This window comes from Castellaniella sp., assembly GCF_004321985.1.
In the GTDB taxonomy this organism is placed as follows: Bacteria; Pseudomonadota; Gammaproteobacteria; order Burkholderiales; family Burkholderiaceae_B; genus Castellaniella.
On the sequence record NZ_SCQN01000046.1, the window covers coordinates 201,847 to 226,199 of the forward strand.

The window sequence follows — 24,353 nt, forward strand, 5'->3', positions numbered from 1 at the left end:
GCGTTCTGAGGCGTCTATGAGATTCTATACGATAACGTTTTCACGTTAAACGTTTATACAAGCTATTGAACATACTGGTGTTTCCCCTTATTTCTGCAAGTGATCATAAGATTTAAGCTGCGTTTAATGTAATCGATTGCTTTTCCGAACCTGGATGCTGTCACCAACTGAAGTTCGAATGAACCTGCATAAGGAATGAATCATGAAAACACATGCATTGATAGGGCCGCTGGCTGCCGCGCTCGGCCTGTGTCTGTCGCTTTCTGTGGTTGGCACAAGCTACGCTGCAAGCCCTGCCGTGCAGGCGGTCGTTGCCAATGTGGGCCTGCTGCCAAACGCGGAAACGGCGGCCATTCGCCTGGGCGACAAAAAGGGCTTCTTCAAGGACGCCGGGATCGATCTGAAGATCACGGACACCAGCAGCGGCGCGGCTGCCATCACGGCCCTGATTGCTGGCCAGTTCGACATTGTATTTGCGAATACGGTGTCGGTCATGCAGGGACGCGACAAGGGGCTTCCGCTGGTGATGATCGATGCAGCGTCCACCTCGACAGGTGTTCCGGGCAAGGACTTCTCGGCGCTGGTGGTCAGTTCCAAGAACACCATGAAGTCCGCCAAAGAATTGTCAGGAAAGACCATTGCCAGCAACACGGTCAAGAACATTGGTGAAGTGACTGCCAGGATCTCGGTCCAGAAGGCGGGCGGGGATGGTGCCACCGTCAAGGTCGTGGAAATGCCGTTTTCCAATATGGAGCAGGCGCTGGAAGAAGGCCAGATCGACGCGGCCTGGATGGTGGAGCCCTTCCATACGACCGCGGTGCAGCATGGCTTGCGCGACATCGCTTCGAACTATGTGGACACCGCGCCGCACCTGACGGCTGCCGCCTTTGTGTCGACGGATGGCGTCGTCAAGAAAAAGGCCGACATGATCCAGCGGTTCCGCACGGCCATGGCCAAGACGGCCGAGTATGCCAACTCGCATCCGACGGAAATCCGTGAACTCATCCCGACGTTCACGAAGATCACTCCGGCCATTGCGGAGGCGTTCGTCATTCCGCGTTACGACGCTGCGGTCAATGTGGCGTCCCTGGAAGCCATGCTGCCGGAGATGCGGCGACTGGACATGATTTCCAAGACCTTCAAGGTGGAGTCCGTCATCTACAAGTGAACCCGACGCCCGGGGGCGAGGTGTCCTCCCCGGGCGTGCGTCGTGCCGTAAGCGCCGGTTGGCGCTGCGGTCGTACTTGAAGCCTCGTGGAACAGAACCAATGAGTCGTGCCGTTTCGAGCCGGAAGCGACTGACCGGGACCTCTCAGTTCCGGGGCATCGTCGGCTTTGCCGTCTTTCTTCTTCTGTGGGAGATCCTGCCGGAAGCAGGTTTCCTGCCGGTCCGCTATTTCCCGCCCCTTCACGAAGTGTTCTGGGCATTGCTCCTGGATTTCGCCAGCCCTGTGTTCTGGCATTCCGTGGCCTATACCGCGCAGGCGTGGTTCGCGGGTCTCGTGATCGCCTTCGTTGCCGCAGCGGCGGTCGGTCTGGTGTTGGGCAGCATCCCGGTGCTCTGGCGCTATACCGAATCCACGATCGAATTCCTGCGCCCGATTCCTTCGGTGGCGCTGATTCCGCTGGCCGTCCTGATGTTCGGCATCGACATCAAGTCCGCCTTGCTGCTCATCGTCTATGCCGCGTTCTGGCAGATTCTCATCCAGATCCTGTATGGGGTGAAGGATGTGGATCCGGTGGCGCTGGACACCGCGCGCGTGTACGGTCTGGGTCGCTGGAGCCGCATCCGTCACGTTTCCTGGCCGACCGCGCTCCCCTATGCGATCACTGGCTTCCGGCTTGGCGCCTCTGTGGCTCTGGTGCTGGCCGTGACGGCCGAGCTGGTCATCGGCAATCCGGGCATCGGCCACCAGGTGGCGCTGGCCCAGTCGGCGATGGCGTTGCCGGAAATGTATTCCCTGGTGATCGCCGCCGGAATCATGGGTGTGCTGGTCAACGTGCTCGCGCGCGCCATCGAACGCAAGGTGCTTGCGTGGCATCCGTCCGTACGGGCTGACAGGCAGGACGCGCCATGAAGACATTCTGGCCCAGACTCTTCGCAACCACACTGGTCCCCATTGCCCTGTTCGTGCTCTGGTACCTGGTGTCCAGCGGCAGCAGCAATTTCTTCTTTCCGCCGTTGCAGAAGATCCTGGCCGCGTTCGGCAAGGTCTGGATCAACGCGAGCGGGTTCGGTGACATCGTCGTCAGCCTCTGGCGCCTTGCCGTCGGGTTTCTGGCATCCTTGATCTTCTCGCTGGTCGTGGGGGTCGTGCTGGGCTTGTCCAAGGCCGCCCGGGATTACACGGAACCCGTGTTCGAGTTCTTCAGGGCCATCCCTCCCACCGTCATGATTCCGGTGCTTCTGGTCGTGTCCGGTATCGGCGATGCCTCCAAGATCGCCGTCATCAGCTTTGGGTGCTTGTGGCCGATGCTGCTCAACACGATCGAGGGCGTCCGATCCATCGATCCAGTTCTGAAGGACACCTGCCGAGTCTACCGGATCCATGGGCTGCGGCGGCTGTTCTCGTTGACACTGCCCGCCGCAGCGCCCCAGATCGTCACTGGTATGCGAACCGGGCTTTCGATCGCCATCATTCTGATGGTGATCAGCGAAATGTTCGCCTCGCGCAATGGCATGGGCTTCATGATCATTCAGTTCCAGCGCACTTTTTCCATTCCGGAGATGTGGAGCGGCATTCTGCTGTTGGGCCTGATCGGCGTACTGCTTTCGCTGCTGATGCGGGTGGTCGAGCTGTCGGTGCTGGGATGGTATGAACGTTCGAGAATACGCTAAACGTGGAGCTTCAGATGGCGGATGAAAGTGTGATGGCGAAAGAGCCTGGGGTGGGGCAGGATAGCTCGGGTTCCATGCTGGCGATCACGCGGTTGCGCAAGGTCTATCAGGACGGAGACCGCTCGGTCGAAGCTATTCGCGATGTGACCTTCAACCTGCAAAAGGGCGAGCTGGTGTGTATCGTTGGCCCGTCGGGGGCGGGCAAGACGACCTTGTTGCGGTGCATTGCCGGGCTGCTGGCCCCCACGAGTGGGGATGTCGTGCTCGCAGGCAAACCGGTCACCGGGCCGTCCCAGGGTCTGGCCGTCGTGTTCCAGGAGTATGGCCGCAGTCTCTTTCCCTGGATGCGTGTGCGTCAGAACGTCGAGTTGCCACTCAAGGAAAGCGGCCGTCCTGCGGCCGAGCGCCGCCGCCTGGTGGATGACAGCCTCGAGGCCGTTGGCCTGGCGGGCGCAGGCGATGCCTATCCGTGGCAACTGTCCGGCGGCATGCAGCAGCGCGTGGCGATTGCGCGGGCGATTGCCTATCAACCCCAGGTGCTGCTCATGGATGAGCCGTTTGCCTCGGTGGATGCCCAGACTCGGGCGGACCTTGAAGATCTGGTGCGTACGATCTGGGCCAGACTGGGCATGACCATCGTGTTCGTGACCCACGACATCGACGAGTCGGTTTATCTGGGTGGTCGGGTGGTGGTGCTTTCGGCATCGCCGACCACAGTCATGCGGGATGTGGCCATCGATCTGGGCGAATCGCGCGATCAGCTGGAGACGCGGGCCAACCCTCGCTTCGGCCAGTTGCGTGGCGAGATCTATGCGCTCATCCGTGATGCCAAGCGCCACGGCGGCCGGGCCTCGTAACTGCTTGTCGGGCGGCGCGTCGCTGGCAGCCGGGCAACGACACAGTCTTCCCTACGATCACTGGATCGGCGGCACCACGCCGAGCTTTTCGGCCAGCATTCTTTCGTAGACGCCGAAGTGCAGATCGACCTCTTCCTGCGTGACCACGGTCACGACGATATCAATCTGCGCGGGCCGCAGGCCCAGGGCTGTCGCGATCGCCGCTTCCAACTGCGGTGCTCGTAGCCGGTCGTCGGCGGACGTGCTGCCGACGGCGACCTCATAAGAGGATTCCTGCCGGAATATCACTTCAACCAGCCGCGCACGGGCGCTCATGTTGCTATCAATTGCCAGACGGATGACCTCTACTGCCGTGCGCATCGTCTCGGTCGGGAAACCCTTTGTGGAGCGCAACTTGATCCGGTGCTGGCCGAGGGTGAGCCAATCGTATTCGAATTCCATGTTGTCCTCACGTGATTCGTCAGGAGCATCGTGAAAATAGGGATTGGTCGCCTGAATTCAAGAGCAGAAAATTGCGGTACCCCCCTTGAAATTTCCACCTGAAATGCTATCTTAAATTCCGCTCAGGCAGTCGCGCCCAAAGTCTGGCGCGCTGCGTGTTTCGATTTGTTTGCCCGCAGCACGGCAGACGGACTGGAGCGCGTAGGCCGGTTCGTCTTCCTGCTGTTTTTCAGGAGGAAATGACCATGAGCGATCTTTACTTCGGGACCGACCTTTTCAGCCAGTTGGACCGTCTGCAACAGCAGATGGCGGGTCTCTTCGGCGGTTTCCCTTCCAGCATCCGTTCTGGGCGCTTCGGCGCTTTCCCACAGATCAACATCGGCTCGACCGACGACTCTATCGAGATCATCGCGTTCGTGCCGGGTGTTGATCCGGCGAAGATCGATGTGTCGATTGACAAGGGGCTCCTGAGCATCAGCGGCGAGCGCGAGAGCGCACAGCCGGAAGCGTCTGGCGACGACTCACGCACTTACGCACAGGAGCGGTTCGTCGGCGCTTTCCGTCGCGCCATTGAACTGCCGCAGCACGCGGACCCCGATAAGGTCACGGCGCGGTACACCAATGGCTGTCTGACCGTGAGTATCGGTAAGCGGGAGACGTCCAAGCCGCGATCCGTCACTGTTCAGTGAAACCCGTTGCAGAATTGAGGAGGACATCATGAACGACACCACGGAACTTGTCAGGAAAGATGAAACGGTGGTGGCCCACCGCGAATACGACCAGTCGCAGCGCCGGGTCACGCTAACACCGCCCGTGGATATCTTCGAGAATAGCCAGGGCGTCACTCTGTGGGCGGATTTGCCTGGCGTGACAAAGGATCGGCTCGATTTGAAGATACACGATGGCAACCTGTATATCGAGGCGGAGGCGGTGGTGCCCATGCCAGCGGGGTTGCGCCTGCAGCACGCGGAGATCCGCCGGCCTAACTTCACACGGGCCTTTTCTCTGGGGGCTGAATTCGACGTATCGAAGATTGACGCAAACCTGAAGGACGGTGTGCTGAAACTGACAATACCGCGTCGCGACGAAGCCCGGCCACGCCGGATCGAAGTGCGGACGGACTGAAGTCAGCAGAAGGGCAGCAACGGCGGTAGGAAAACCGGATGGCGGCCGTCCAGCCGCCCCCTTCCGACTGCGGATGTCCGGCCGTCGGGCGTCTACAGGGGTGCTGACGCGGATAGTTGGTCAGCGTACTGACAGGATCCGGTTCTCCTGCCAGACCTCTTAGAGGAGGATACGATGAACACCGGTCCAAGAAAGTGGAACCCTTTCAAATTCCTTCGTGGGGCAGCCGGCAAGTCCGGTGGGAATGGTCCTGAAAGTCCGCCGGAGAGTGAACAGTGGCGTGCTCCAGTGCCTGATATCTCGCGGCTGTTCTCTGGCGAATCGTGGCATGCACTGGAGGAGTTCTTCCGTGACCCGTTCGCGGGCCGTGGTGCAATCGAACGATGGTTTGGTGATTTCAGCTCGTCACGCTTCCAGCCGCACATTGACGTGGTCGACGAGGGCAAGATACTACGCGTGACCGCCGAACTGCCCGGGATGGAGTGTGACGACCTGAATGTGAGCGTCGAGGATGGGGCGATCGTGCTGCGCGGTGAGAAAAAGCAGGATGTGCGCAGTGGAGAAGACGGCTGCTACCGGCTGGAGCGTGCCCATGGAAGCTTCACGCGTACGATCCCTATGCCAGAAAATGCCGACCCCGATCACGCCCTGGCGAAATTTGACAACGGTGTGCTCACGTTGACTGTGCCGAAATCGGAGCCGGAGCGGTCCGCGAGCCGGACGATCGATATCGGCTAGGGTGAGCGGGTAAGAGGTGCCTTGGTTCCAGGCGGATATCGGGTGAGGCGGGCCGTTGACCCCGCTGGTAGAACAGCGGGGTGCCTGCGGTTATCATGGCGCATCCATATCTGGGGGTCGAGGTGGCGCCATTCCTGTTTTTGTTGCGTGCAGTATTCGTTACTGTCTGGATTCTGCTGGGGCTGCTGACCGAGCTGCTGGTGTTTCCGTTGCTGAGCCGCAAGCGCAGGCGTGACGTGATGAGCGGGTGGTCGCGCGGCCTCATGGCCATGTGCGGCGTGCGGGTCCGTGTGCTGGGCGACCCGCTGTTGAACGGCCCGGTGCTATGGGTCGCCAACCATGTGTCGTGGGTGGACATCTTTGTGTTCAATCGGGTCCGCACCACCTCCTTCGTTGCCAAGAGCGATATCCGGCGCTGGCCTGTCATCGGGTTGCTGGTGGCCTGGGCAGGGACCCTCTTCATCGACCGCGGTCAACGTCAGGCCGTGCGTGAGGCTAGCGGCCAGATGCAGGACTGTTTTGCATACGGTGATGCTGTGGGGCTGTTCCCCGAAGGCACCACGACCGACGGGCTGGATGTGCTGCCTTTCCACTCTGGGCTGTTCGACGCGGCGGTACAGTCCCAGGTATCCGTGCAACCAGTTGCCCTGCGCTTTCTGCGGCGCGGCCGGCGCGCACCCGAACTCGCCTTTGTCGGCGAACAGACACTGGTGGCCAATCTGTGGTTCTTGCTGGGCGCCTGGGGTGTCTGCGTGGAGTGCGAGTTTCTCCCGATCCTGCCGGTGACCGCACAGACCAACCGCAGCGAACTGGCGCATCGTGCGCGGGCTGTCATCCGCCAGGCCCTGATCGCGCAGTAGACTGGGTCAGCGGCAGCCAGTACAGTCTTGCTGCACGATGTGGTGGTCGCGCAGCCTCAGGGCGGTGAGCTGGCGGCCCCAGACGCACCCGGTGTCCAGACAGATAGTGTCGACACCGATGTTCAGACCCAGCGCGGACCAGTGCCCGAATATCACCGGGATGCTACGGTCGCGCCGTGCCGGCAATTCGAACCAGGGCACGAGCCCAGCCGGAGCGTCGGCGAGTTCCCCTTTGTAATGAAGCTCCATGCTGCCGTCGTCAGCGTGGCAGACCCGCATGCGGGTCAGTGCGTTGACGATCACCCGCATGCGTGCGGGGCCCCGCAAAGCGTCGTCCCAGATCAGCGGTTCCTCGCCGTACAGGTCGTTCATGGCGTTGCGCCAGTCGGGCCCCCGCAGGGCCGACTGGATTTCGCCCGCGAGCGCCTCTGCTTGCTCCAGTGTCCAGACGGGCAGGATGCCTGCGTGCACCATGACGTGACCTCGGTCCCGGATCAGTAATGGCAGTCTCCGGATCCAGTCCAGCAACTCAGCTGCGTCGGGTGCGTTCAGGATGTCGTCCAACGTATCCGACTTGCCCTGCTTGCGTACCCCCGCTGCGACGGCCAGCAGGTGCAGGTCGTGGTTGCCGAGGATCGCACGGGCGCGCTCGCCCAGGCCCTTGATCAGGCGAAGGGCCCCCAGCGAATCGGGGCCCCGGTTGACGAGGTCACCGGCAAACCAGAGCTCGGTGTCGGGAGCGGAAAGCTCCGGGTGATCGAGCAGGGCGTGCAGCGGTGCCGCGCAGCCCTGCACATCGCCGATCACCCACACATCGCGAGGCGGTCTCATGAGGTGCTGTGTTCCAGACGGCGCTGGCGCAGCCAAAGCGAGAGGTGATGGCGCCGCTCCATTCCGAGCAGCGCCAGCAGGGCCAGCACCAGCCCCGCCAGGCTGGGCACCAGGGCTGTGGCCCACGGTGGCCAGTTGCCCAGCATGCCGGCGTTCAGCGCCAGTTGGTTGAGCATGAAGAAGCCCACACCCAGGATGATACCGAGGAATACTTTGGGCCCGATGCCGCCGCGCCGCGTCTGCATGAAGCCTATGGGCGCCGCGATGGTCATCATGACCAGCAGCGTGAAGGGGTAGGCGATCTTGCGCCACAGGGCGACTTCCTGACGGTCCGTCTGTAGATGGTTCGCCTTGAGGTAGTGGATATAGTCCAGCAGGTCGGCGATCGACATGCGCTCTGGCGTGAGGATGCGGGCGATCAGGCGCTCGGGCGTGAGCGTGGTCCGGATGGATCGGTCGGGGAGGTGAAGCACGTTTGCGATCGGGGCCTTGGGGACGCGGGCGTCGGCCAGCGCACTCGTGGGTTCCGGCTGGATGCGGGTTTCGGTCAGATCGTGCAGGTCCAGCCGGCCTTGCGAGAATTGGCCGGTCTTGGCCTGCGTGTAGCTGCGCAACGTATCGTCGCGGTTGAATTCGTACAGGGTGATGCCCGCGACGTGTCCTTGGCCGTTCAAGGTATGGATGTTGATGATGCGGTCGCCGCCTTCGGCGTCTGATTCTTTGAACCAGTAACCGCTGCTCAGGCGCCCGCCGTCCGTGCGCCCCATTAGTGCCAGGCGGGATTCGCTGCCCTGCAGCTCCGCAGCGGGCGTGATGTATTCGGACAAGATGTAGGCGCCAGCGACCAGTGGGAGCGTGATCAGCCATAGCGTGGCCAGCAGTCGCAGGCCACTCACCCCGGAAGCCCTGAGAATGGTGAGCTCGTGGCGCTGGGCCAACCCGGCGAGTGCCAGCACGGCGCCGATCAGCAGGCCGATGGGCAGCAGTTCATACAGATGGCTGGGCAGATCGAGCGCCTGCAGGTAGAACAGGTTCAGCAGCGTCAGACGCCGGCCCACCTGGTCCAACCCTTCGATGAGTGAGAAGAACATGAACAGCCCGACCAGAGCGACCAGAATGATCGCTGTCGAGCGGTAGATTTCGCGGGCGATGTAGCGTCGGGCCGTGCGCATGGCAGGTGGGTCGGTGAAAGTCTCAATATAGTAACGCGATCGCCTGTTCCGCCTGGTTCCAGTCAGCGGTCATGGCACCTCGACCAGCGGCATGCGGGCTTGCACGGTGGCTGCATGGCTGCGCAACCGAGTGGTTTGGCCATGGCGGTCGTAATACGCCGGGTTGGGCAGCATCGCGGCCAGCAGCGATGCCTGGGAACTGGTGAGTTGTGCCGCGCTCGTGTGGAACCACCGCTGCGCCGCAGCCTGGGCGCCGAACGTCGCCTCGCCCCACTGGGCGACGTTCAGGTAGAGCTCCAGGATGCGCCGCTTGTCCATCACGGCTTCTATCATGTAGGTCAGGATCAGTTCCTGACCCTTGCGCACGTAGTTGCGCGAATTCGACAGGAACAGGTTTTTGGCAAGCTGCTGGGTGATGGTCGATCCGCCGCGCCGGCGCGAGCGGCCCAGATCTTCTTGTCGTTCGTTGTAGTGCCAGGCCTTGCGGATCGCATCCCATTCGACGCCGTCGTGTTCGACGAAGCCCGAATCTTCGGCGGCGATCACGGCCCGTTTCAGCGACGGGCTGATCCGCGCATAGGGTACCCATCGATAGCTCAACGTTGCCCTCGGGTTATCGCTGCGCAGCATATCCAGGGTTTCCTGCATCACCGCCGTGTCGGCCGGGTTACGGTACTTGTACCAGACCACCATCCCGAAGAGGCCCGCCTCGTATAGGAAGGCCAAGCACAGCACAGCCATCAGCAGCCACCTGGCCCAGTGGCTCCTGTGCCTCATGGGGTGTTGGTATCCAGGCCTGCACGCGTGAAGTGCCAGGTGCGGGTAATGGCCAGGATGTCTGTTTTTGCGGCTAGTGCTGCCGGCAGGGGGTCAAACGGCGCGGCCAGTTCCACGATGCGACGGGCGGCGCTGTTCAGGATGGCCTGGTCGGACGGCCGGTCGAAGGTGATATGGTCAAGCTGTCCGTCGCGGCGGATGTAGACGGTGAGCTGCAGGTCGCCGTAGATTTTGCCGCGGGCTTCAGGCGGGTAGTGCTCGGTGCCGATCAGTTCGATGCGCTTGCGCCAGGCCTCGACGTACTGGGCATAGTCCACCGCCATCGTCGCCGGCCCCACAAAGGTCTGCCGGGGCTGAGCGTTGTAGCGTTCGATGCGGTCCTTCAGCGCCGCGATGCGGGCACTCAGCACCATGCTGTCCTGTTGGCGGTCGTCTTCACCCGGGTCACGGCTCTGTCCCAGGATCTGTGGGGTCTGGTGCGCCTGGGCGACCTGGTCATGGGCTTCAAGCTGGGTGAGCAGGCGCTTCTGTTCGGCCTCCAGTTCGGCCTGGCGTCTGCGCAGCGCTTCCAACACCACTTCGTCAGGGCTGTTTTCGACCGTGCGCGGTAGTGGGGACGCTGCCAGCCCCTGGGGTTCGTTGCCGCCGCCGTTGAGCGACTGCTGTGCCAGCGCCTGGGGCCGCAGCGGCGGTGTTTCACTGCGGCTGTTGACCAGCGTAATTTCCAGTGTGGAGACTTGTGGCGCGGGCCGGACTGCGAACCCGTGCCAGAGCAGCAGCAGGGCATGGATGGCGAGCGACAGCAGCAGGGCGGTTGCCATCCGGCTGCGGCCTTCGTGTCGACGTTCCAGCAGTTGCAGTGACAGGGTGCTCATGGCGGCGGTTGCGTGCGCGGGCTAGGCGGCTTCGTGCAGGCGGCATTCGATGTCCAGACCCAGATCATCGTAGCCCAGAATGTCCAGCACAATTGCTTCTCCCCGCTCCATGGCTGGCAGACCGTTGATGCGTGTGACGAACGGTGCGCAGGACAGGCGCACCAGGTTGTCGCGCAGCACATAGGCGCCGACTTCCTTGATGCGCTGTTGCTGGAGCCAGCGGATGCACCAGTAGCGTTCCATGGAGGACTGGAAATCGCCCCACAGCGCATACTGTGTGTCGAAGGCGCTGACGATCGCGTAGAGATCCGCGTCCTTGGGTTTGAAGGGCGCAACCAGCCGAGCCGATACCCCGTGTTCGGCGGCGGCCAGGATCTGCCCCTGGTTGATCAGGTCCACATAGCGGCGCAACGGCGAAGTCGACCAGACGTACTGCGGCACGGCGATTGACTCGTGTGGCAGCGGCTGGGTGGACATGCGCGTGCGGCCCATCTGCTGAGACCGGAAGATGCCGGGGACGCCATGCCGGGCCAGCAACGCTGCCCACTGGCTGTTGGCCAGGATCATGTATTCCGCCACCAGCCGCTCCAGCGGGGCATTGCGCTGGCGCTGGATCAGGCGGATCCGGGAGTTTGGATCATCGGCTGGCCCTTCCAGTTCAAAGCTGTATTCCACCCGGTCATTGTTTTCAGGCTTGCCTCGCACCCGGTCGCGGGCTGCCCCGAGTTTCAGGGCAAAGTGCCACAGCGGACGCAGCCAATGCGCGTAGGGGACATCAGCTTGTGGATCGTTCAGTGCGGCTTCTGTGATCTGATCGCCCAAAAGGTCGTGGCGCAGATTCTGGCGGATGCGGATGCGTTCCAGCCGGGTTTCCGTGCCCAGGATCTCGCCGTCTTCGAGCCGCCCGGTGACATACAGCGACAGGGTGGGGCGCCATTGCGCCTGGTCCAGCGAAAAGGCGGCGATCAGTTCATGCGGCAGCATGGGGATCTTCTCCCCTGGCATGTACACCGTAGACATCCGGCTGCGCGCCATCTCGTCGAATTCGCTGCCGCGCGTGATGGCCAGGGCGGGGACTGCGATGTGAATGCCCACGCGGACCGTGGCGTCATCCAGCTGCGTGATGGACAGTGCATCGTCGATCTCGGTGGTACTGGAGTCGTCCACCGAGTAGGCCTCCGCGTCGCATTGCGGCAGGTCGGCGCCCCAGTCCTGGGCGGCGACTGGTGGCCAGTCAGTTCCTTTGGGAAAGTTCGATGAGAGGAAGCGTTCGCGCATCATGGCCAGTGGGTGGGGCCAGACGCCGAGCGACAACAGCAGCTTTTCGGCGGTGGTGTTCAGCTGCTGCAAGGCGGCATCAAACGCCTTCCATTCCATTGAGTTCTTGTCGGGCTTGTCCAGGAATGAGCGTGCCACGTCCTGCAGCGCCGGTGGCAGGCGGCCGGCTATCAGATCGTCGGTCCACTGCTGCTGGCGTTGTGCCTGCAGCCGTTTCTTTTCGATGGCCGCGAGCGCCGCCTGCAGGATGTCGGGCGGCGCCGGACGGTAGAGACCGCGTCCGCGGCGGTGGAAGTGGGCGGGCGCGGCCGACAGGCACAGGATGATCGCCGTCTTCTCGACAGCCGTCGGAGGATGGCCAAAGTAGTCCTCGGCCAGCGACGAGGCCTCGAATTCTTGCTGAGGCGCGCATTCCCAAAGGAATCCCGCGTCCAGATTCGTTGCCAGTGCTTCGGCCGAAGGCATCAGGGTTTCGGCTTTCGGCTCTTCGAACGTGAACAGCACGGTGTTGCGCTTGATTTTGCTGCGCTTGCCGCTGGCGGACTCCACTTGCAGTGAGGTATCCGATTCCGAGAACAGGGTTTCCGCCTTCAGTTTGCCGGCGTCTTCGTAGAGAACGTACATGGAGATCCGAATTTCAGTGAGGGTCCTGAAGCGTGCGATGCGCCAGGCCGTCGAGCAGTTTCTGGTGGATGCCGCCGAAGCTGCCGTTGCTCATGACTAGAATGTGGTCACCGGGTCGCGCGGCCGCACAGACGGCGCGAACCAGCGCTTGCAGATCCGACCCCGCCCACAGGCGGTCGCCCAGCGGCGCCAGGACTTGCCGGGGGTCCCAGCCAAGCGCTTGCTTGCCCTCGGTGGTGCCATAACAGAATACTCGGTCGGCACCCGCCAGTGACGCGGGCAGCAGCGCCGCCATGGTCCCCAGTTTCATGGTGTTGGATCGAGGTTCGATCACGGCAAGGATACGGGCCTCGTGGCCTACCCGGTGGCGCAAGCCGTCCAGCGTGGTGGCAATGGCGGTGGGGTGGTGGGCGAAGTCGTCGTAAACGGCGATGTGGTCGACTTCTCCGCGCAGCTCCAGCCGGCGGCGGACGCCTTGAAAAGCGTTCAGCGCACGGATCCCCTCTGTGGGTGCGATGCCGGCATCTTGTGCGGCGGCGAGCGCGGCAAGCGCATTCATCTGGTTGTGAGCGCCCGACAGGGACCAGTCCAGTGTGCCCTGGAGCCGGTCCTCTTGGAGGATCCGGCAGCGCTGACCGTTGTCGGTTTCCGGCTCGGCCCGCCATTGGCCGCTCGCGCCGAAGGTCTGGACGTGGCTCCAGCAGCCTCGCGAAAGCACCCGGTCCAGCGCGTCGCTCGCGGCCGGGCGGATGATGCAGCCGGTCTGGGGGATGGTCCGCACCAGATGATGGAACTGCGTTTCGATGGCGGCCAGATCCGGAAAGATGTCGGCGTGGTCGAACTCCAGATTGTTCAATATGGCTGTGCGTGGGCGGTAGTGTATGAACTTCGAGCGTTTGTCGAAGAAGGCGGTGTCGTATTCGTCAGCCTCGATGACGAAGGTCCGGCGGGTAGCGTCGAACCGGGCCGAGACCTGCAGGTCGGGCGCCACACCGCCAATCAGGAAGTTTGCGGGCTGACCTGCATGCTCGAAGATCCAGGCCAGCATGGAACTGGTGGTCGTCTTGCCGTGGGTGCCGGCTACCGCGAGCACATGCTGGCCCTGCAGCACATGGTCGGCCAGCCACTGTGGCCCCGAGGTGTACGGCAGACCACGATCCAGGATGGCCTCCATCAGCGGGTTGCCCCGGCTGACCACATTGCCCACGACGTACAGGTCTGCCTTCAGCCCGATCTGGTCGGCGTCGAAGCCTTCGACGAGCGCGATCCCCTGCTCCCGCAGTTGTGTGCTCATGGGCGGGTAGACCCCCGCATCGCATCCGGTGACGGTGTGGCCCGCCGAGCGCGCGATCAGGGCCAGGCCGCCCATGAACGTGCCGCAGATTCCCAGTATGTGTATGTGCATCGCAACCTCCGGTGCGTATTGTAGGGCCCACGGGTTTGCCGACGCGGATTCGCAGCCTCGGCCGATAGCATCGACCGTTCGTAGGGTGCTCGTTCGCGGTTTGACGCGGGCCCCTCTCAGCAGGTAGTCTGCCCGATGGGGTGCTAGCAGCGGAGGTGCCGCTGGAACGACCTCGAAGGTGACAGGATGGACAGGCGACAGTTTTTGGGTGGGGTAGGGCTTGCGGCGTTCGCCTTGAGCGGAGCCGGGGCACAGGCGTTTTCGCTGCCGGCCAGCCCCGTGTTTGGGCGGTCGTTCCAGGATCTGCAAGGCGCGCCGGTCAGCCTGTCGCGCTATCTCGGCCGGCCGGTGCTGATGAATTTCTGGGCGAGTTGGTGTGCGCCCTGCGTCAGGGAAATGCCCATGCTGGAGTCCCTGCACCATACCCATCCTGGACTTGTCGTGCTCGGCCTGGCCATCGATACCGGCGCCAACGTGCAGCGTTTTCTCCAGAAGGTGCCGGTTTCCTATGAGTTGTTGCTGGGTGGCCCCGACGGCATTTCCGTCATGCACGGGCTGGGCAACAAGGGCGGCGGTTTGCCGTTCACGGCATTCTTCGACTCGCACGGGCACCCAAAGGGCGTGGTTCTCGGTGAGCTCACCGGCGAGGTGCTTGCCACGCGTCTGGAGCAGATACTTTAGGTTTCAATGGCGTGCGCGTAGGGTGCTGAGGGGGGGGTTTTAGTGGACAAATCGCCACCTTTAGCGTAAAAAGGCGCTTTAATGGGTTTTGCGCCGTGCCTGATGCACGGGTCCGAAACCCCATGCGGCCGTCGCGGATGCTCCCCGAAAGCCGGCATCGTGGATTGTATCCAGGGTGCTGGGAGCATACCGACGGCGTATTCATTTAGATGGGCGCCGCGCGATCCCGACTCAACGATTCAATGGCCCGACGATTTGGTCGGCCAGCTCACAGGACTCAATTCAAAATGGATCTCAGAAAACTGAAAACGCTGATCGACCTGGTGGCCGATTCGGGTATCGCCGAACTGGAAATCACCGAGGGCGAGGGCAAGGTCCGGATCGTGAAATTTTCTCAGGCCCCCGTCATGGCTGTTGCGCCGGTTGCAGCCGCCCCCGTTCCGGCTGCGGCTGCCGCGCCTGCCGCCGAGGCGCCTGTCGCGCCCGTCGTGCAAGGTCATCAGGTCAAGGCGCCCATGGTGGGCACGTTCTACCGCTCTCCCAACCCGAGCTCTCCGGCGTTCGTGGAAGTCGGCCAGGCGGTCAAGGAAGGCGACCCGGTATGCATCATCGAGGCCATGAAGCTGCTCAACGAGATCGAGGCCGACAAATCTGGTGTGATCAAGGAAATCCTCGTTGAAAACGGTGAGCCCGTGGAATACGGCCAACCCCTGTTCATCATCGCCTGAGCCATGTTCAAGAAGATTCTGATTGCCAACCGTGGGGAAATCGCGCTGCGGGTGCTGCGTGCCTGCCGGGAAATGGGTATCAAGACGGTGATGGTGTATTCCGAAGCCGACCGCGAAGCCAAGTACGTGCGGTTGGCCGACGAGGCGGTCTGCATCGGGCCGGCTTCGCCGCGCGACAGCTACCTGAACATGCCGTCGCTGATTTCGGCGGCGGAGGTCACAGACGCGGAAGCCATCCACCCCGGCTACGGGTTTCTGTCGGAGAGCGCCGACTTCGCCGAACGCGTCGAGAAAAGCGGTTTCGTCTTCATTGGCCCGCGTCCTGACAGCATCCGCACCATGGGCGACAAGGTCCATGCCAAACGGGCGATGATTGCGGCGGGCGTACCGGTGGTGCCGGGTTCTGAGGGGGCGTTGCCTGACGACTCCAAGGAAATCCTGCGCGTCGCCCGAGAGGTCGGTTACCCCGTCATGATCAAGGCGGCGGGCGGTGGCGGCGGCCGGGGGATGCGGGTGGTCCATACCGAGGCGGCGCTGCTGACATCGGTCGCCATGACCAGGACCGAAGCCGGAGCTGCCTTCAACAATTCCGAGGTCTATCTGGAAAAGTTCCTCGAGAACCCGCGCCACATCGAGATTCAGGTCATGGCGGACGGTGAAGGCAAGGCCGTCTGGCTGGGCGAACGCGACTGCTCCATGCAGCGCCGTCACCAGAAAATCATCGAAGAAGCGCCGGCACCGGGCATCGATCGTTCGCTGATCGAGCGCATCGGAGAGCGTTGCGCAGAGGCCTGCCGCCAGATGCGATACCGCGGTGCGGGCACGTTCGAGTTTCTGTACGAGAACGGAGAATTTTTCTTCATCGAGATGAATACCCGTATCCAGGTCGAGCACACTGTTACCGAAATGATCACCGGACTGGACCTGGTGCAGTGGCAGATCAAGGTCGCTGCTGGCGAGAAGTTCACGCTGCGCCAGCGCGACATTCGTCTGCATGGACATGCGATCGAGTGCCGGATCAATGCCGAGGACCCGCACAAATTCACACCCAGCCCGGGCAAGGTCACCAACTGGCACGTTCCGGGCGGCCCCGGCATCCGCATTGATTCGCATGTGTTCTCGGGCTACACCGTGCCGCCATACTATGATTCGTTGATTGCCAAGCTGGTCGCGTTTGGCGACGACCGCGATCACGCGAGAATACGCATGGACATCGCCCTGTCGGAAATGATCGTCGAGGGCGTGAAGACCAATATCCAGTTGCACCGCGAGCTGCTTCAGGATGAGAACTACATCGTCGGGGGTACCAGCATCCATTATCTGGAGCACAAGCTGGCCCAGCAGAACGCTTGAGGTCGATCATGCGCGAGCTGGTACTGAACTGCATGGAAAGTCAGGCCGAGGCCTGGTCGGATGCGCTGCTTGAAGCGGGTGCGCTGTCTGTGTCGGTCGAGGACGCGGACAGCAACACTACGCAGGAGCAGCCCTTGTTTGGCGAGCCCGGGTCCGAGCCGGACGTGCTGGCGTGGCGGCGCAACCGCCTGGCGGCATTGCTGGCCGACGGAGAGGACCCCGCCCATCTTCTGGCGGCGCTGGCTCAGTCCGTTTCGGTGGCGGTGGACACGATTGCATGGTCGGTGCGCGAAGTCCCTGATGCCGACTGGGTGCGCCTGACGCAGGCGCAGTTTGGCCCCATTGCTGTGGGCAACCGGATCTGGATCGTGCCGAGCTGGCATCGGGATGACGCCAGCGTACCGGCCGCGGCCGATCATCCAGATATCGTGCGCATCGAACTGGACCCCGGTCTGGCTTTCGGCACCGGCAGTCACCCCACGACGCATCTTTGCCTGGAATGGCTGTCCGAGCACCTTCGTGGCGGCGAGACGGTCCTGGATTACGGCTGTGGGTCCGGCATCCTGTCCATCGCGGCCCGTTTGCTTGGCGCGGGCGCCACCCGTGCAGTGGACATTGACGAACAAGCGGTGACGGCCACGCGCCAGAACGCGGCGGTCAACCGGGTGGCGGTGCTCGCCTGCCTGCCGGATGCGTTGCCGGCGGGGACCAGCGATCTGGTCGTCGCCAATATCCTTTCCAATCCCCTGAAGATATTGGCCCCGATGCTGTCATCGCGGGTGAGACCCGGGGGTAGTCTGGTACTCTCGGGGGTACTGGAGCGCCAGGCGGATGAAGTCGCTCTGGCCTATGCACCGTGGCTGCCACTACAGGTTTGGGCGGCCCGCGATGGCTGGGTCTGCCTGGCGGGGTGCAAGCCGGTTTGAGGGGGCACATGGATCTGACCACACGCTGTCCGAAATGCGGCACGGTCTTTCAGGCCAGCCTGTCGGATTTGCAGCTTCGCAAGGGCTACATTCGGTGTGTGCAGTGTGCGCATATTTTCGACGGATACGCCGAAGTCGTGCAAGACCCGACCCGGGGCGGAACGGTGCAGCCTTCTTCCGCCGTCGCCGACCCTGAGGACTACATGGGGTCTGGCACCTCTTCGGCACCTGATCACGGGCCGGTGTTCGAGCCGCTCACTACCGACCCCGTCGGAAGCGAGTCGCCGCCTCACGTCATTCGCGCTCGGCGCGTGGCGCCTCACGAGACTCTCCAGTCGCGCAGGCCCGAGTTCACCGTGGGCGTGGACCCGTGGCCGGACGATGGGCGCGGAAGAGATGCTGCTCCGGATGAGCCCCATGTGAGCTTTGGCGGAACCGGCGCCAAGGCGGGGGCCGACCCCATGGACTGGCCGGAGGCGTCCGAGGCTTCCCTGTCGTCTGGCGCGATCGTCGTCGATGCGCACCCGAACTTTCGCGGTTCGGGCGGGTCTGCGGCCGCGCTGCTCGACGATAGCCGTGAATCGCCGGGGTTTTGGGACGGCGTGGTGCGTTTCTTTGCCTGGCTGCTGATGGCGCTGCTGGTCATCGCATTCGTGGCGCAGCTCTTCTACGTCTATCGTGGCCAGATTGCGCAGTTCGCGCCCCGGGTCCGGCCCTGGTTGGAGCAGGCGTGTGTGCCTTTGCGCTGCCGTGTGCCTTATGCACGCAATATCGGCCAGATGTCTGTGACGGGGTCTGCCCTGAAGGTCGCGGACACGCCGTCCGGTTCTGCGCTGGTGGCGGGTGGCGCGGGTACCGGAACACAGCAGCAGACCCAGCACTTCGTGCTGCAGTTCACGCTGCGCAATCAACTGGATCAGCCGCAAGAGTGGCCAACCGTGGTGCTCGACTTGAAGGATGGCTCGGGCACGCTGCTGGTGCGGCGCAATCTGAGTCCTGCCGAGTATCTGGGGGCGGACATGGCGGGCCGGCCGTTTGCCGCGGATAGCGAGGCCTTGCTGCGCGTCCCATTGACCCTGGATGGCGTCCGGATCAACGGCTATCAACTGGATCTTTTCTTTCCCTGAGGTGTGCATGTCCAAGGAAGTGCTTGTCTGTGGCTCGATTGCCTTTGATTCCATCGCAGTGTTCGAGGGCCGGTTCCGGGACCATATCCTGGCCGGCAATCTGAAGTCCCTGAGCGTCTCGTTCTTCGTACCGTCGCTGCGCAAGGAATACGGCGGGTGCGCCGGCAATATCGCCTACAACCTGAAGTTGCTGGGCGGGCACCCGGTTCCGGTCGGGACGGTGGGACAGGACGCGGATGACTACCTGCAGCGCATGCGGGCCATGGGCATCGATACCCGCATGGTCCGGGTGCTGGCCGACGCGTATACGCCGCAGTGCTACATCACCACGGACCAGGACGGCAATCAGATCGCCTCATTCCACCCTGGCGCCATGCTGCGTTCGGCTGAAAACGACATCAGCGGGCAGACGGCAGCCTGGGCGATCGTGTCGCCGGATGCCAAGGACGGGATGTTTGCGCATGCACAGCGCCTGCACGCCAGCGCCATTCCGTTCGTGTTCGACCTGGGTCAGGCCATGCCGCTGTTCGATGGCGATGACCTGCGCCGTATGCTGGGCATGGCATCCATCCTGACGGCCAATGATTACGAGGCCAGCGTGATCGTGGACCGGCTGGGTGAACCCATTGAATCCATTGCCGCCGGGTTGCAGGCTGTGGTGGTGACGCGGGGTGGCGAGGGCGCGAGCCTGTACACTTCCACAGGTCGCACCGACATTGCCGCCATGCCGGTCACCAAGGTGGTCGACCCTACTGGGTGTGGTGATGCACACCGCGCTGGGCTGCTCTACGGGCTGGTCAATGACTGGTCGCTGCGCGATGCCTGCTGTTTGGCGAACGTCATGGGTGGCTTTAAAATTGGCAGCCAGGGTCCGCAAAACCACCAGCCGTCGCGCGTCGATGTGGCCCATGCGTTGCAGGCTCATTATGGTGTCAGCGCTCAATTCCCGGTCTGACCTTTCCGTTTTGTTTTACAGGAGTGCGCTCATGGCGATCCCCACCTTTTCCTACCCTGCATCACGTACGTTGCGCTTGTTCGTGGTCGCCGGTCTGTCGGCATCCATGTTGGCGCTGGCGGGCTGTGCCAATCAATCCGCATCGGGTTCCGTTTATAACTACGGGCAGGCCCAACAGGAACAGATCGTGCGGTATGGCACTGTGGTGTCAGTGCGTCCAGTCGTCATCCAGTCCAGCCAGAGTTCGGGTGTGGGCGCAGTGGGTGGCGCGGCACTGGGCGGTGTGGCCGGCAGCGCGATTGGCGGTGGTCGCGGCCAGATCCTGACGACCATCGGGGGTGCCCTGCTGGGTGGTCTGGCGGGTAATGCCGTCGAGAATCAGGCCAACAAGACCCAGGGCCTGGAAGTCACCGTGCGTCTGGATAACGGCGAGACGCGCGTGATTGCGCAGGCGAGCGACATTCAGCTCAGCGCCGGGCAGCGTGTCCAGGTCATCAGCGGTGGTGGTCCTACGCGCGTCGTGCCAATGTGATGCAGGTCTCGCGCATCGCCACAGAACCCGGCCTTCGTGCCGGGTTCTTCTTGAGGTCGCGAGGCTGACCCGTCAGACCCCGAAGGTCGAGAACGCCAGGTGATTCAGGATCATCATCAGCACCTGTGCGATGACCAGCAGGATCAGCGGAGAAAAATCCAGTCCGCCTGTTCGCGGCATGGCCCGGCGGATGGGGTCCAGCAGCGGTGCCGTCAGCGTGTAGAGCACCGGCATGATGGGCGAGAGCGGATTGACCCATGACAGGATGGCCTGGATCAGCGTGATCCAGACGATGACGTTGAACAGCCACTTCAGGCTGATCAGCAAGCCGGTGAGAAGCAGCGGAACGATCGTGGACGTCGAGGGCAGCAGGCCTCCCATGGCCAGCAGCCAGGTCAGCAGCAGATAGATGATGGCCGAGATCCAACAGGCCAGAATGCTGGGCCAGTCGAAGCGTCCGCTGGCGGGCACTACGTGTCGGATGGGCTGCACCAGCCAGTCCGTCACCCGCAGGATGGCTTGCGAGTAGGGGTTGAATGGGTGCAGCCGGATGGCATAGATCCAGGCCCGCAGAATCAGCGCGATCCCGAAGAGCTGGAAGATGATGTCGATCAGGAAGAGAAGGATGTTCTGTACCATGCGGTGCTCACGCCACTGAATGGGCCGGCGCCCGCCCAAGGCGGGTGTGTGATCCGGCGGTGTCGTGGACTTTCACGGCGCCGACGGGATTTGGCCGGAATGTGCGCCTATTGTCGCATTCAGCAAAACGGCCCGGCAAGCTACCGGGCCGTGCGGTCAAGCAGTCAGCCTGGAATCAGGGCCGCTTGCTGACCGGGAATGGCCACGAGCCAGCCGGATTGATGTCCGTGCGGGCTTCGGGAGCCGGGGTTGCAGGTTTCACGGCCGCTTTCTTGGGGGCAGCGGGTTTCTTGGCAGCCGGCTTTGCAGCAGGCTTTTTCGCAGCAGGCTTTTTGGCAGCAGCGGATTTCGCAGCCGGTTTGGCCGCAGCTTTTGCGGTTGCCTTGGCAGCGGGTTTGGCTGCTGCTTTTTTGGCAGCGGGCTTTGCGGCAGCCTTGGTGGCCTTGGGCTTTGCTGCAGACTTTGCCTTGGTGGCCTTTGATGCAACGGCGGATTTGGCAGCCGGTTTCTTGGCGGCTGTTTTCTTCGCAGCTGCCTTGGCTGCAGGCTTTGCGGCCGCCTTCTTGGCCGGAGCCTTTTTGGCTTTGGCTGCAGACGACTTTGCGGCAGCGGTCTTCGCAGCCGCGGCCTTGGTGGCTGGCTTTGCCGCCGGTTTCTTGGCCGTCGCCTTGACGCTGGCTTTGGCCTTGGCCGGAGCCTTGGATGCTACGGCCTTGGCCGTCGCTTTTTTGGCGGTTGCTGCGGGTTTCGCAGCGTTGGATTTGACGGGCTTTGCTGCTGGTTTTTTGGCAGCGGTCTTTTTGGCCGTGCCTGTGGCCGCGGGACCGGCCGTTTTGCGGGTTGCCATTTTCATGCTCCTGGAAGTCGGAAGAAAACGTCCACCCATTTGACATGACCCCCACCGCGGGGTGCGGCCCATTTCAAATGGCGCAGGCATGCGATATCACGAAGATACTGCATGCCGTCCAGTCTATCTTAAGGCTTTGCTCATACCAAGCATTATTCCGGGCCTAGGGTCCCTATGCTTTGATATTCTGCTGCGCGTGTCTCAAAAATGACGCTTTTTTGAATTACCAGTGAAGGAAGAACATTGCCTTCGCGAGGAACACGATGAGGATCACATGCGTGAACACGCTCAGGTGAATGATCTTGAAGTGACGAGATTTCAGGCGGCCAGTGCCGCTCAGCGCCATGGCCGTGATGAAATGCGCCAGCACGCTGAACGCCAGGATGATCTTGATCCACAGCAGCGTAGCGAAGCTGCTCGCCAGCGGATGCGCCAGTTCCGCCCGGAACTGCCAGGCCATTCCAAGGCCTGCGCCGAACAGCACCAGAATCACGAACGGCATGATGCGCCGCGCACGGCGCCCGATTGCGAGTTCCACGTTGCGCATGGTTTCGCGGCCCAGCGGCTCGCGGATGCCTTCCAGTATCATCACTTCGAAGAACACCGTGCCGACGAAGAAAATCGCGGCATACAGGTGCAGGGTCTGCAGTAAGGAGTGGCTCATGTCAGTAGAATGGTTGCCGGCTGGCCGGCTGCCAGCATCCGAAAATTGTAGGCTTCGTGCGGTATGCGCCGGTGCGGGCCTGCCAGTATGCTGATGTGATTGGATGACTTATGTCATGAATGAGGACCAAACCATGCAAACTATTCGTGCACTGCGCCGACTGCGCGCAGGTGCGGGTCTGGCGATTCTGGCCGCGCTTGCTGCCTGCGCGCCCACCACACCGCCGCCCAGCGTGCCGGTTGCAGCGCAGCCACCGTCGTGCGTTGCCGCGGCGTCTGGAGATTTGCTGACGGGGAACTGGCTGTCCGTCTCGTCAGAAAAAGGAGTGGCCGGTGCGTTGCGCACGCTCTACACACTGAAGCCCGACGGCACCATGAATTATGTGGAGCAGATCAAGCGGCCACGCACACCGTCCCAGGGCCTCTACGAGACCGGATGCTGGTCGCGCGAGGGCCAGACGCTGGTCCTGCGCACGCTGCAGTCCAACGGCGTGCCGGTGAATCTGCGCGATCCGATCTACACCAATCGCTACCGGGTCCAGGGGGTGACGGCCCATGAACTGCGGATGTCGGGGCCGGACGGCGCCGTGCGCGCGCGGCGCATGTCGCCCGGGTATCGGCTGCCGTTCTGATTCAGCCGGCCAGCGTGGTGCCCAGGCGGCTGATCACGGTCGCCCGGCCGAGCAGAGCCAGCACCGCGCTGATCGATGGTGTGTGCTTGTGCCCGGTCACGGCCACCCGCAGCGGGATGGCCAGCTTGGGCATCTTCACGCCGTGCTCCTTCAGCATGGTCTTGATGAGTTCGTCCAGGCTGGCTTCGTTCCAGTCCGCCAGCACACCTGCCCTTCGGTGGAATTCTCGCAGCCGTTCCAGTGCGGCGTCGTCCAGCGTCTCGGCCCGCAGTGTCGCATCGGCTGGCGTGTAAGGACCACAGAACAGCATCGCGCCTTCGGCCAGGTCTTCCAGCGTTTCGCTGCGGTCGCGTAGCAGCGTGAGCACGGCGGGCAAATCGGCGGCCTCCGGGTTGCCGCCGCGCGCGCGGATGCGCGGTGCGACACGACTGGCGAGATCGTCCAGCGGCAGTTCACGCAGCCAGTGCGCGTTGACCCAGTTCAGTTTCTTGGGATCCCATTGTGCCGCTGATCGGCTGAGGTGCGCGGGATCGAACCATTCGATGAGTTGCTCACGCGAAAAGATCTCGTCGTTGCCGTGGCTCCAGCCCAGGCGCGCCAGATAGTTCAGCATGGCTTGTGGGAGATATCCCAGACGGTCGTATTCCATCACGCTCACGGCGCCGTGCCGTTTGGAAAGTTTCTCGCCGTCGGGCCCCAGGATCATCGGAACGTGGCCGTACAGGGGTAGTTCCGCACCCAGCGCGCGCAGGATATTGATCTGCCGTGGGGTGTTGTTGACGTGATCGTCGCCCCGGATGACGTGCGTGATGCCCATGTCCCAGTCGTCCACCACGACGCAGAAGTTGTAGGTCGGTGTGCCATCGGGCCGGGCGATGATGAGATCGTCGAGTTCCGCGTTGTCGATGCTGATCGGGCCTTTGACCAGATCGTTCCAGATCGTGGCGCCGTCTTGCGGGTTGCGAAAGCGCACCACTGGGCGGATCCCGTCCGGTATCGGCGGCAGCGTCTTGCCGGGCTCGGGGCGCCAGGTGCCGTCATAGCGCGGTTTGGCACCGATGGCGCGGGCGCGCTCGCGCATCGCCTCGACTTCTGCCGGTGTGCAGTAGCAGTGGTAGGCAGTGCCTTTTGCGAGCATGTCTGCGATGACCTCGCGGTACCGGTCCATGCGCTGCATCTGGTAGAACGGGCCTTCGTCGGGCTGCAGTTCCAGCCACCGCATGCCGTCCAGAATGGCCTGTACCGCCTGCGGTGTCGAGCGTTCCAGATCGGTGTCCTCGATGCGCAGCACGAAGGTGCCCCCGAAGTGGCGGGCGAATGCCCAGGAAAACAGGGCGGTGCGGGCGCCCCCGAGGTGCAGATAACCGGTTGGAGAAGGTGCAAAGCGCGTGCGCACGGGGCGCGAAGAGATCGCAGAAGAGGTCGCAGTCATGTTGGTGGTCATATGG

The 24,353-nt window shown here is 62.8% G+C and carries 27 protein-coding genes; 16 read left to right on the forward strand and 11 right to left on the reverse strand.

Going from position 1 to position 24,353, the window contains the following annotated elements; translation table 11 throughout:
- Window positions 1–202 precede the first annotated feature (202 nt).
- The 4 genes from EPN31_RS11960 (at window position 203) to EPN31_RS11975 (ending at window position 3,696) form a co-directional block, all read left to right on the forward strand.
- Window positions 203–1,168 (forward strand): ABC transporter substrate-binding protein, encoded by a 966-nt coding sequence (locus EPN31_RS11960; protein ID WP_291773420.1) that lies wholly within the window; start codon window positions 203–205, stop codon window positions 1,166–1,168.
- A gap of 100 nt (window positions 1,169–1,268) precedes the next feature.
- Window positions 1,269–2,078 (forward strand): ABC transporter permease, encoded by an 810-nt coding sequence (locus tag EPN31_RS11965; RefSeq protein WP_291773422.1) that lies wholly within the window; start codon window positions 1,269–1,271, stop codon window positions 2,076–2,078.
- On the forward strand, window positions 2,075–2,839 hold the full coding sequence (locus tag EPN31_RS11970; RefSeq protein WP_291773424.1) for an ABC transporter permease: 765 nt from the start codon (window positions 2,075–2,077) through the stop codon (window positions 2,837–2,839). Before EPN31_RS11965 ends, EPN31_RS11970 begins: the two co-directional genes overlap by 4 nt.
- A 14-nt stretch (window positions 2,840–2,853) precedes the next feature.
- On the forward strand, window positions 2,854–3,696 hold the full coding sequence (locus EPN31_RS11975; RefSeq protein ID WP_291773426.1) for an ABC transporter ATP-binding protein: 843 nt from the start codon (window positions 2,854–2,856) through the stop codon (window positions 3,694–3,696).
- A gap of 57 nt (window positions 3,697–3,753) precedes the next feature.
- On the opposite strand, the gene EPN31_RS11980 is transcribed toward EPN31_RS11975, so the two are convergent.
- Window positions 3,754–4,137, reverse strand: coding sequence for a hypothetical protein (locus EPN31_RS11980; RefSeq protein WP_291773428.1), 384 nt, complete (start codon window positions 4,135–4,137; stop codon window positions 3,754–3,756).
- A gap of 245 nt (window positions 4,138–4,382) precedes the next feature.
- On the opposite strand from EPN31_RS11980, the gene EPN31_RS11985 reads away from it, so the two are divergent.
- The 4 genes from EPN31_RS11985 (at window position 4,383) to EPN31_RS12000 (ending at window position 6,860) form a co-directional block, all read left to right on the forward strand.
- Entirely contained in the window at window positions 4,383–4,826 is a 444-nt protein-coding gene (locus EPN31_RS11985) for an Hsp20/alpha crystallin family protein (protein ID WP_291773430.1), read from the forward strand.
- Window positions 4,827–4,854: 28 nt separating this feature from the next.
- Entirely contained in the window at window positions 4,855–5,262 is a 408-nt protein-coding gene (locus EPN31_RS11990; RefSeq protein WP_291773432.1) for an Hsp20/alpha crystallin family protein, read from the forward strand.
- Window positions 5,263–5,436: 174 nt separating this feature from the next.
- Window positions 5,437–6,000: an Hsp20/alpha crystallin family protein gene (locus EPN31_RS11995; protein ID WP_291773433.1), complete on the forward strand. Its 564-nt coding sequence runs from the start codon at window positions 5,437–5,439 to the stop codon at window positions 5,998–6,000.
- Between the two features lie 95 nt (window positions 6,001–6,095).
- The gene (locus EPN31_RS12000; RefSeq protein WP_291773436.1) at window positions 6,096–6,860 is read left to right on the forward strand and encodes a 1-acyl-sn-glycerol-3-phosphate acyltransferase; all 765 of its coding nucleotides are present in this window, start codon (window positions 6,096–6,098) and stop codon (window positions 6,858–6,860) included.
- A gap of 6 nt (window positions 6,861–6,866) precedes the next feature.
- On the opposite strand, the gene EPN31_RS12005 is transcribed toward EPN31_RS12000, so the two are convergent.
- The 6 genes from EPN31_RS12005 to mpl form a co-directional block, all read right to left on the reverse strand.
- Window positions 6,867–7,691, reverse strand: a complete 825-nt coding sequence (locus EPN31_RS12005) for a symmetrical bis(5'-nucleosyl)-tetraphosphatase (RefSeq protein ID WP_291773438.1) — start codon at window positions 7,689–7,691, stop codon at window positions 6,867–6,869.
- The gene (lptG, locus tag EPN31_RS12010) at window positions 7,688–8,863 is read right to left on the reverse strand and encodes an LPS export ABC transporter permease LptG (RefSeq protein ID WP_291773440.1); all 1,176 of its coding nucleotides are present in this window, start codon (window positions 8,861–8,863) and stop codon (window positions 7,688–7,690) included. The genes EPN31_RS12005 and lptG overlap by 4 nt, the downstream gene beginning before the upstream one ends.
- Before the next feature lie 69 nt (window positions 8,864–8,932).
- Window positions 8,933–9,640, reverse strand: coding sequence for a monofunctional biosynthetic peptidoglycan transglycosylase (gene mtgA / locus EPN31_RS12015; protein WP_291773442.1), 708 nt, complete (start codon window positions 9,638–9,640; stop codon window positions 8,933–8,935).
- Window positions 9,637–10,515: an energy transducer TonB gene (locus tag EPN31_RS12020; protein ID WP_291773443.1), complete on the reverse strand. Its 879-nt coding sequence runs from the start codon at window positions 10,513–10,515 to the stop codon at window positions 9,637–9,639. Before EPN31_RS12020 ends, mtgA begins: the two co-directional genes overlap by 4 nt.
- Window positions 10,516–10,536: 21 nt before the next feature.
- Complete coding sequence (locus tag EPN31_RS12025; RefSeq protein ID WP_291773445.1) at window positions 10,537–12,417, reverse strand: ribonuclease catalytic domain-containing protein; 1,881 nt, start codon at window positions 12,415–12,417, stop codon at window positions 10,537–10,539.
- Window positions 12,418–12,430: 13 nt separating this feature from the next.
- A complete protein-coding gene (gene mpl / locus EPN31_RS12030) occupies window positions 12,431–13,822 on the reverse strand; it encodes a UDP-N-acetylmuramate:L-alanyl-gamma-D-glutamyl-meso-diaminopimelate ligase (protein WP_291773447.1) in 1,392 nt (463 codons plus the stop codon).
- Window positions 13,823–14,008: 186 nt separating this feature from the next.
- Here mpl and EPN31_RS12035 point away from each other — a divergent pair, with 186 nt between their 5' ends.
- From EPN31_RS12035 to EPN31_RS12065, 7 genes are all read left to right on the forward strand, one after another.
- Window positions 14,009–14,503, forward strand: a complete 495-nt coding sequence (locus EPN31_RS12035) for a TlpA disulfide reductase family protein (RefSeq protein WP_291773449.1) — start codon at window positions 14,009–14,011, stop codon at window positions 14,501–14,503.
- A gap of 287 nt (window positions 14,504–14,790) precedes the next feature.
- Complete coding sequence (accB, locus tag EPN31_RS12040; protein ID WP_291773451.1) at window positions 14,791–15,231, forward strand: acetyl-CoA carboxylase biotin carboxyl carrier protein; 441 nt, start codon at window positions 14,791–14,793, stop codon at window positions 15,229–15,231.
- Between the two features lie 3 nt (window positions 15,232–15,234).
- On the forward strand, window positions 15,235–16,584 hold the full coding sequence (accC, locus tag EPN31_RS12045) for an acetyl-CoA carboxylase biotin carboxylase subunit (protein ID WP_291773453.1): 1,350 nt from the start codon (window positions 15,235–15,237) through the stop codon (window positions 16,582–16,584).
- An 8-nt stretch (window positions 16,585–16,592) separates the two neighbouring features.
- Window positions 16,593–17,510 carry a 50S ribosomal protein L11 methyltransferase gene (gene prmA / locus EPN31_RS12050; RefSeq protein WP_291773455.1) on the forward strand — a complete coding sequence of 306 codons (918 nt, stop codon included), beginning with the start codon at window positions 16,593–16,595 and terminating at the stop codon, window positions 17,508–17,510.
- A gap of 8 nt (window positions 17,511–17,518) precedes the next feature.
- Complete coding sequence (locus EPN31_RS12055; protein WP_291773457.1) at window positions 17,519–18,637, forward strand: zinc-ribbon and DUF3426 domain-containing protein; 1,119 nt, start codon at window positions 17,519–17,521, stop codon at window positions 18,635–18,637.
- A gap of 7 nt (window positions 18,638–18,644) precedes the next feature.
- On the forward strand, window positions 18,645–19,592 hold the full coding sequence (locus tag EPN31_RS12060) for a carbohydrate kinase family protein (RefSeq protein ID WP_291773459.1): 948 nt from the start codon (window positions 18,645–18,647) through the stop codon (window positions 19,590–19,592).
- A gap of 31 nt (window positions 19,593–19,623) precedes the next feature.
- The gene (locus EPN31_RS12065; RefSeq protein ID WP_291773460.1) at window positions 19,624–20,124 is read left to right on the forward strand and encodes a glycine zipper 2TM domain-containing protein; all 501 of its coding nucleotides are present in this window, start codon (window positions 19,624–19,626) and stop codon (window positions 20,122–20,124) included.
- Between the two features lie 72 nt (window positions 20,125–20,196).
- Here the strand turns inward: EPN31_RS12065 and EPN31_RS12070 are convergent, their stop codons facing one another.
- The 3 genes from EPN31_RS12070 to EPN31_RS12080 form a co-directional block, all read right to left on the reverse strand.
- The gene (locus EPN31_RS12070) at window positions 20,197–20,763 is read right to left on the reverse strand and encodes a YggT family protein (protein ID WP_291773462.1); all 567 of its coding nucleotides are present in this window, start codon (window positions 20,761–20,763) and stop codon (window positions 20,197–20,199) included.
- 175 nt (window positions 20,764–20,938) lie between these two features.
- Window positions 20,939–21,610: a histone gene (locus EPN31_RS12075; RefSeq protein WP_291773463.1), complete on the reverse strand. Its 672-nt coding sequence runs from the start codon at window positions 21,608–21,610 to the stop codon at window positions 20,939–20,941.
- 223 nt (window positions 21,611–21,833) lie between these two features.
- The gene (locus tag EPN31_RS12080; RefSeq protein ID WP_291773465.1) at window positions 21,834–22,274 is read right to left on the reverse strand and encodes a hypothetical protein; all 441 of its coding nucleotides are present in this window, start codon (window positions 22,272–22,274) and stop codon (window positions 21,834–21,836) included.
- Between the two features lie 133 nt (window positions 22,275–22,407).
- On the opposite strand from EPN31_RS12080, the gene EPN31_RS12085 reads away from it, so the two are divergent.
- Window positions 22,408–22,905: a hypothetical protein gene (locus EPN31_RS12085; protein ID WP_291773467.1), complete on the forward strand. Its 498-nt coding sequence runs from the start codon at window positions 22,408–22,410 to the stop codon at window positions 22,903–22,905.
- Between the two features lies 1 nt (window position 22,906).
- Here EPN31_RS12085 and gltX read toward each other — a convergent pair whose 3' ends face one another.
- The gene (gene gltX, locus EPN31_RS12090; RefSeq protein WP_291773469.1) at window positions 22,907–24,337 is read right to left on the reverse strand and encodes a glutamate--tRNA ligase; all 1,431 of its coding nucleotides are present in this window, start codon (window positions 24,335–24,337) and stop codon (window positions 22,907–22,909) included.
- Window positions 24,338–24,353 lie beyond the last annotated feature (16 nt).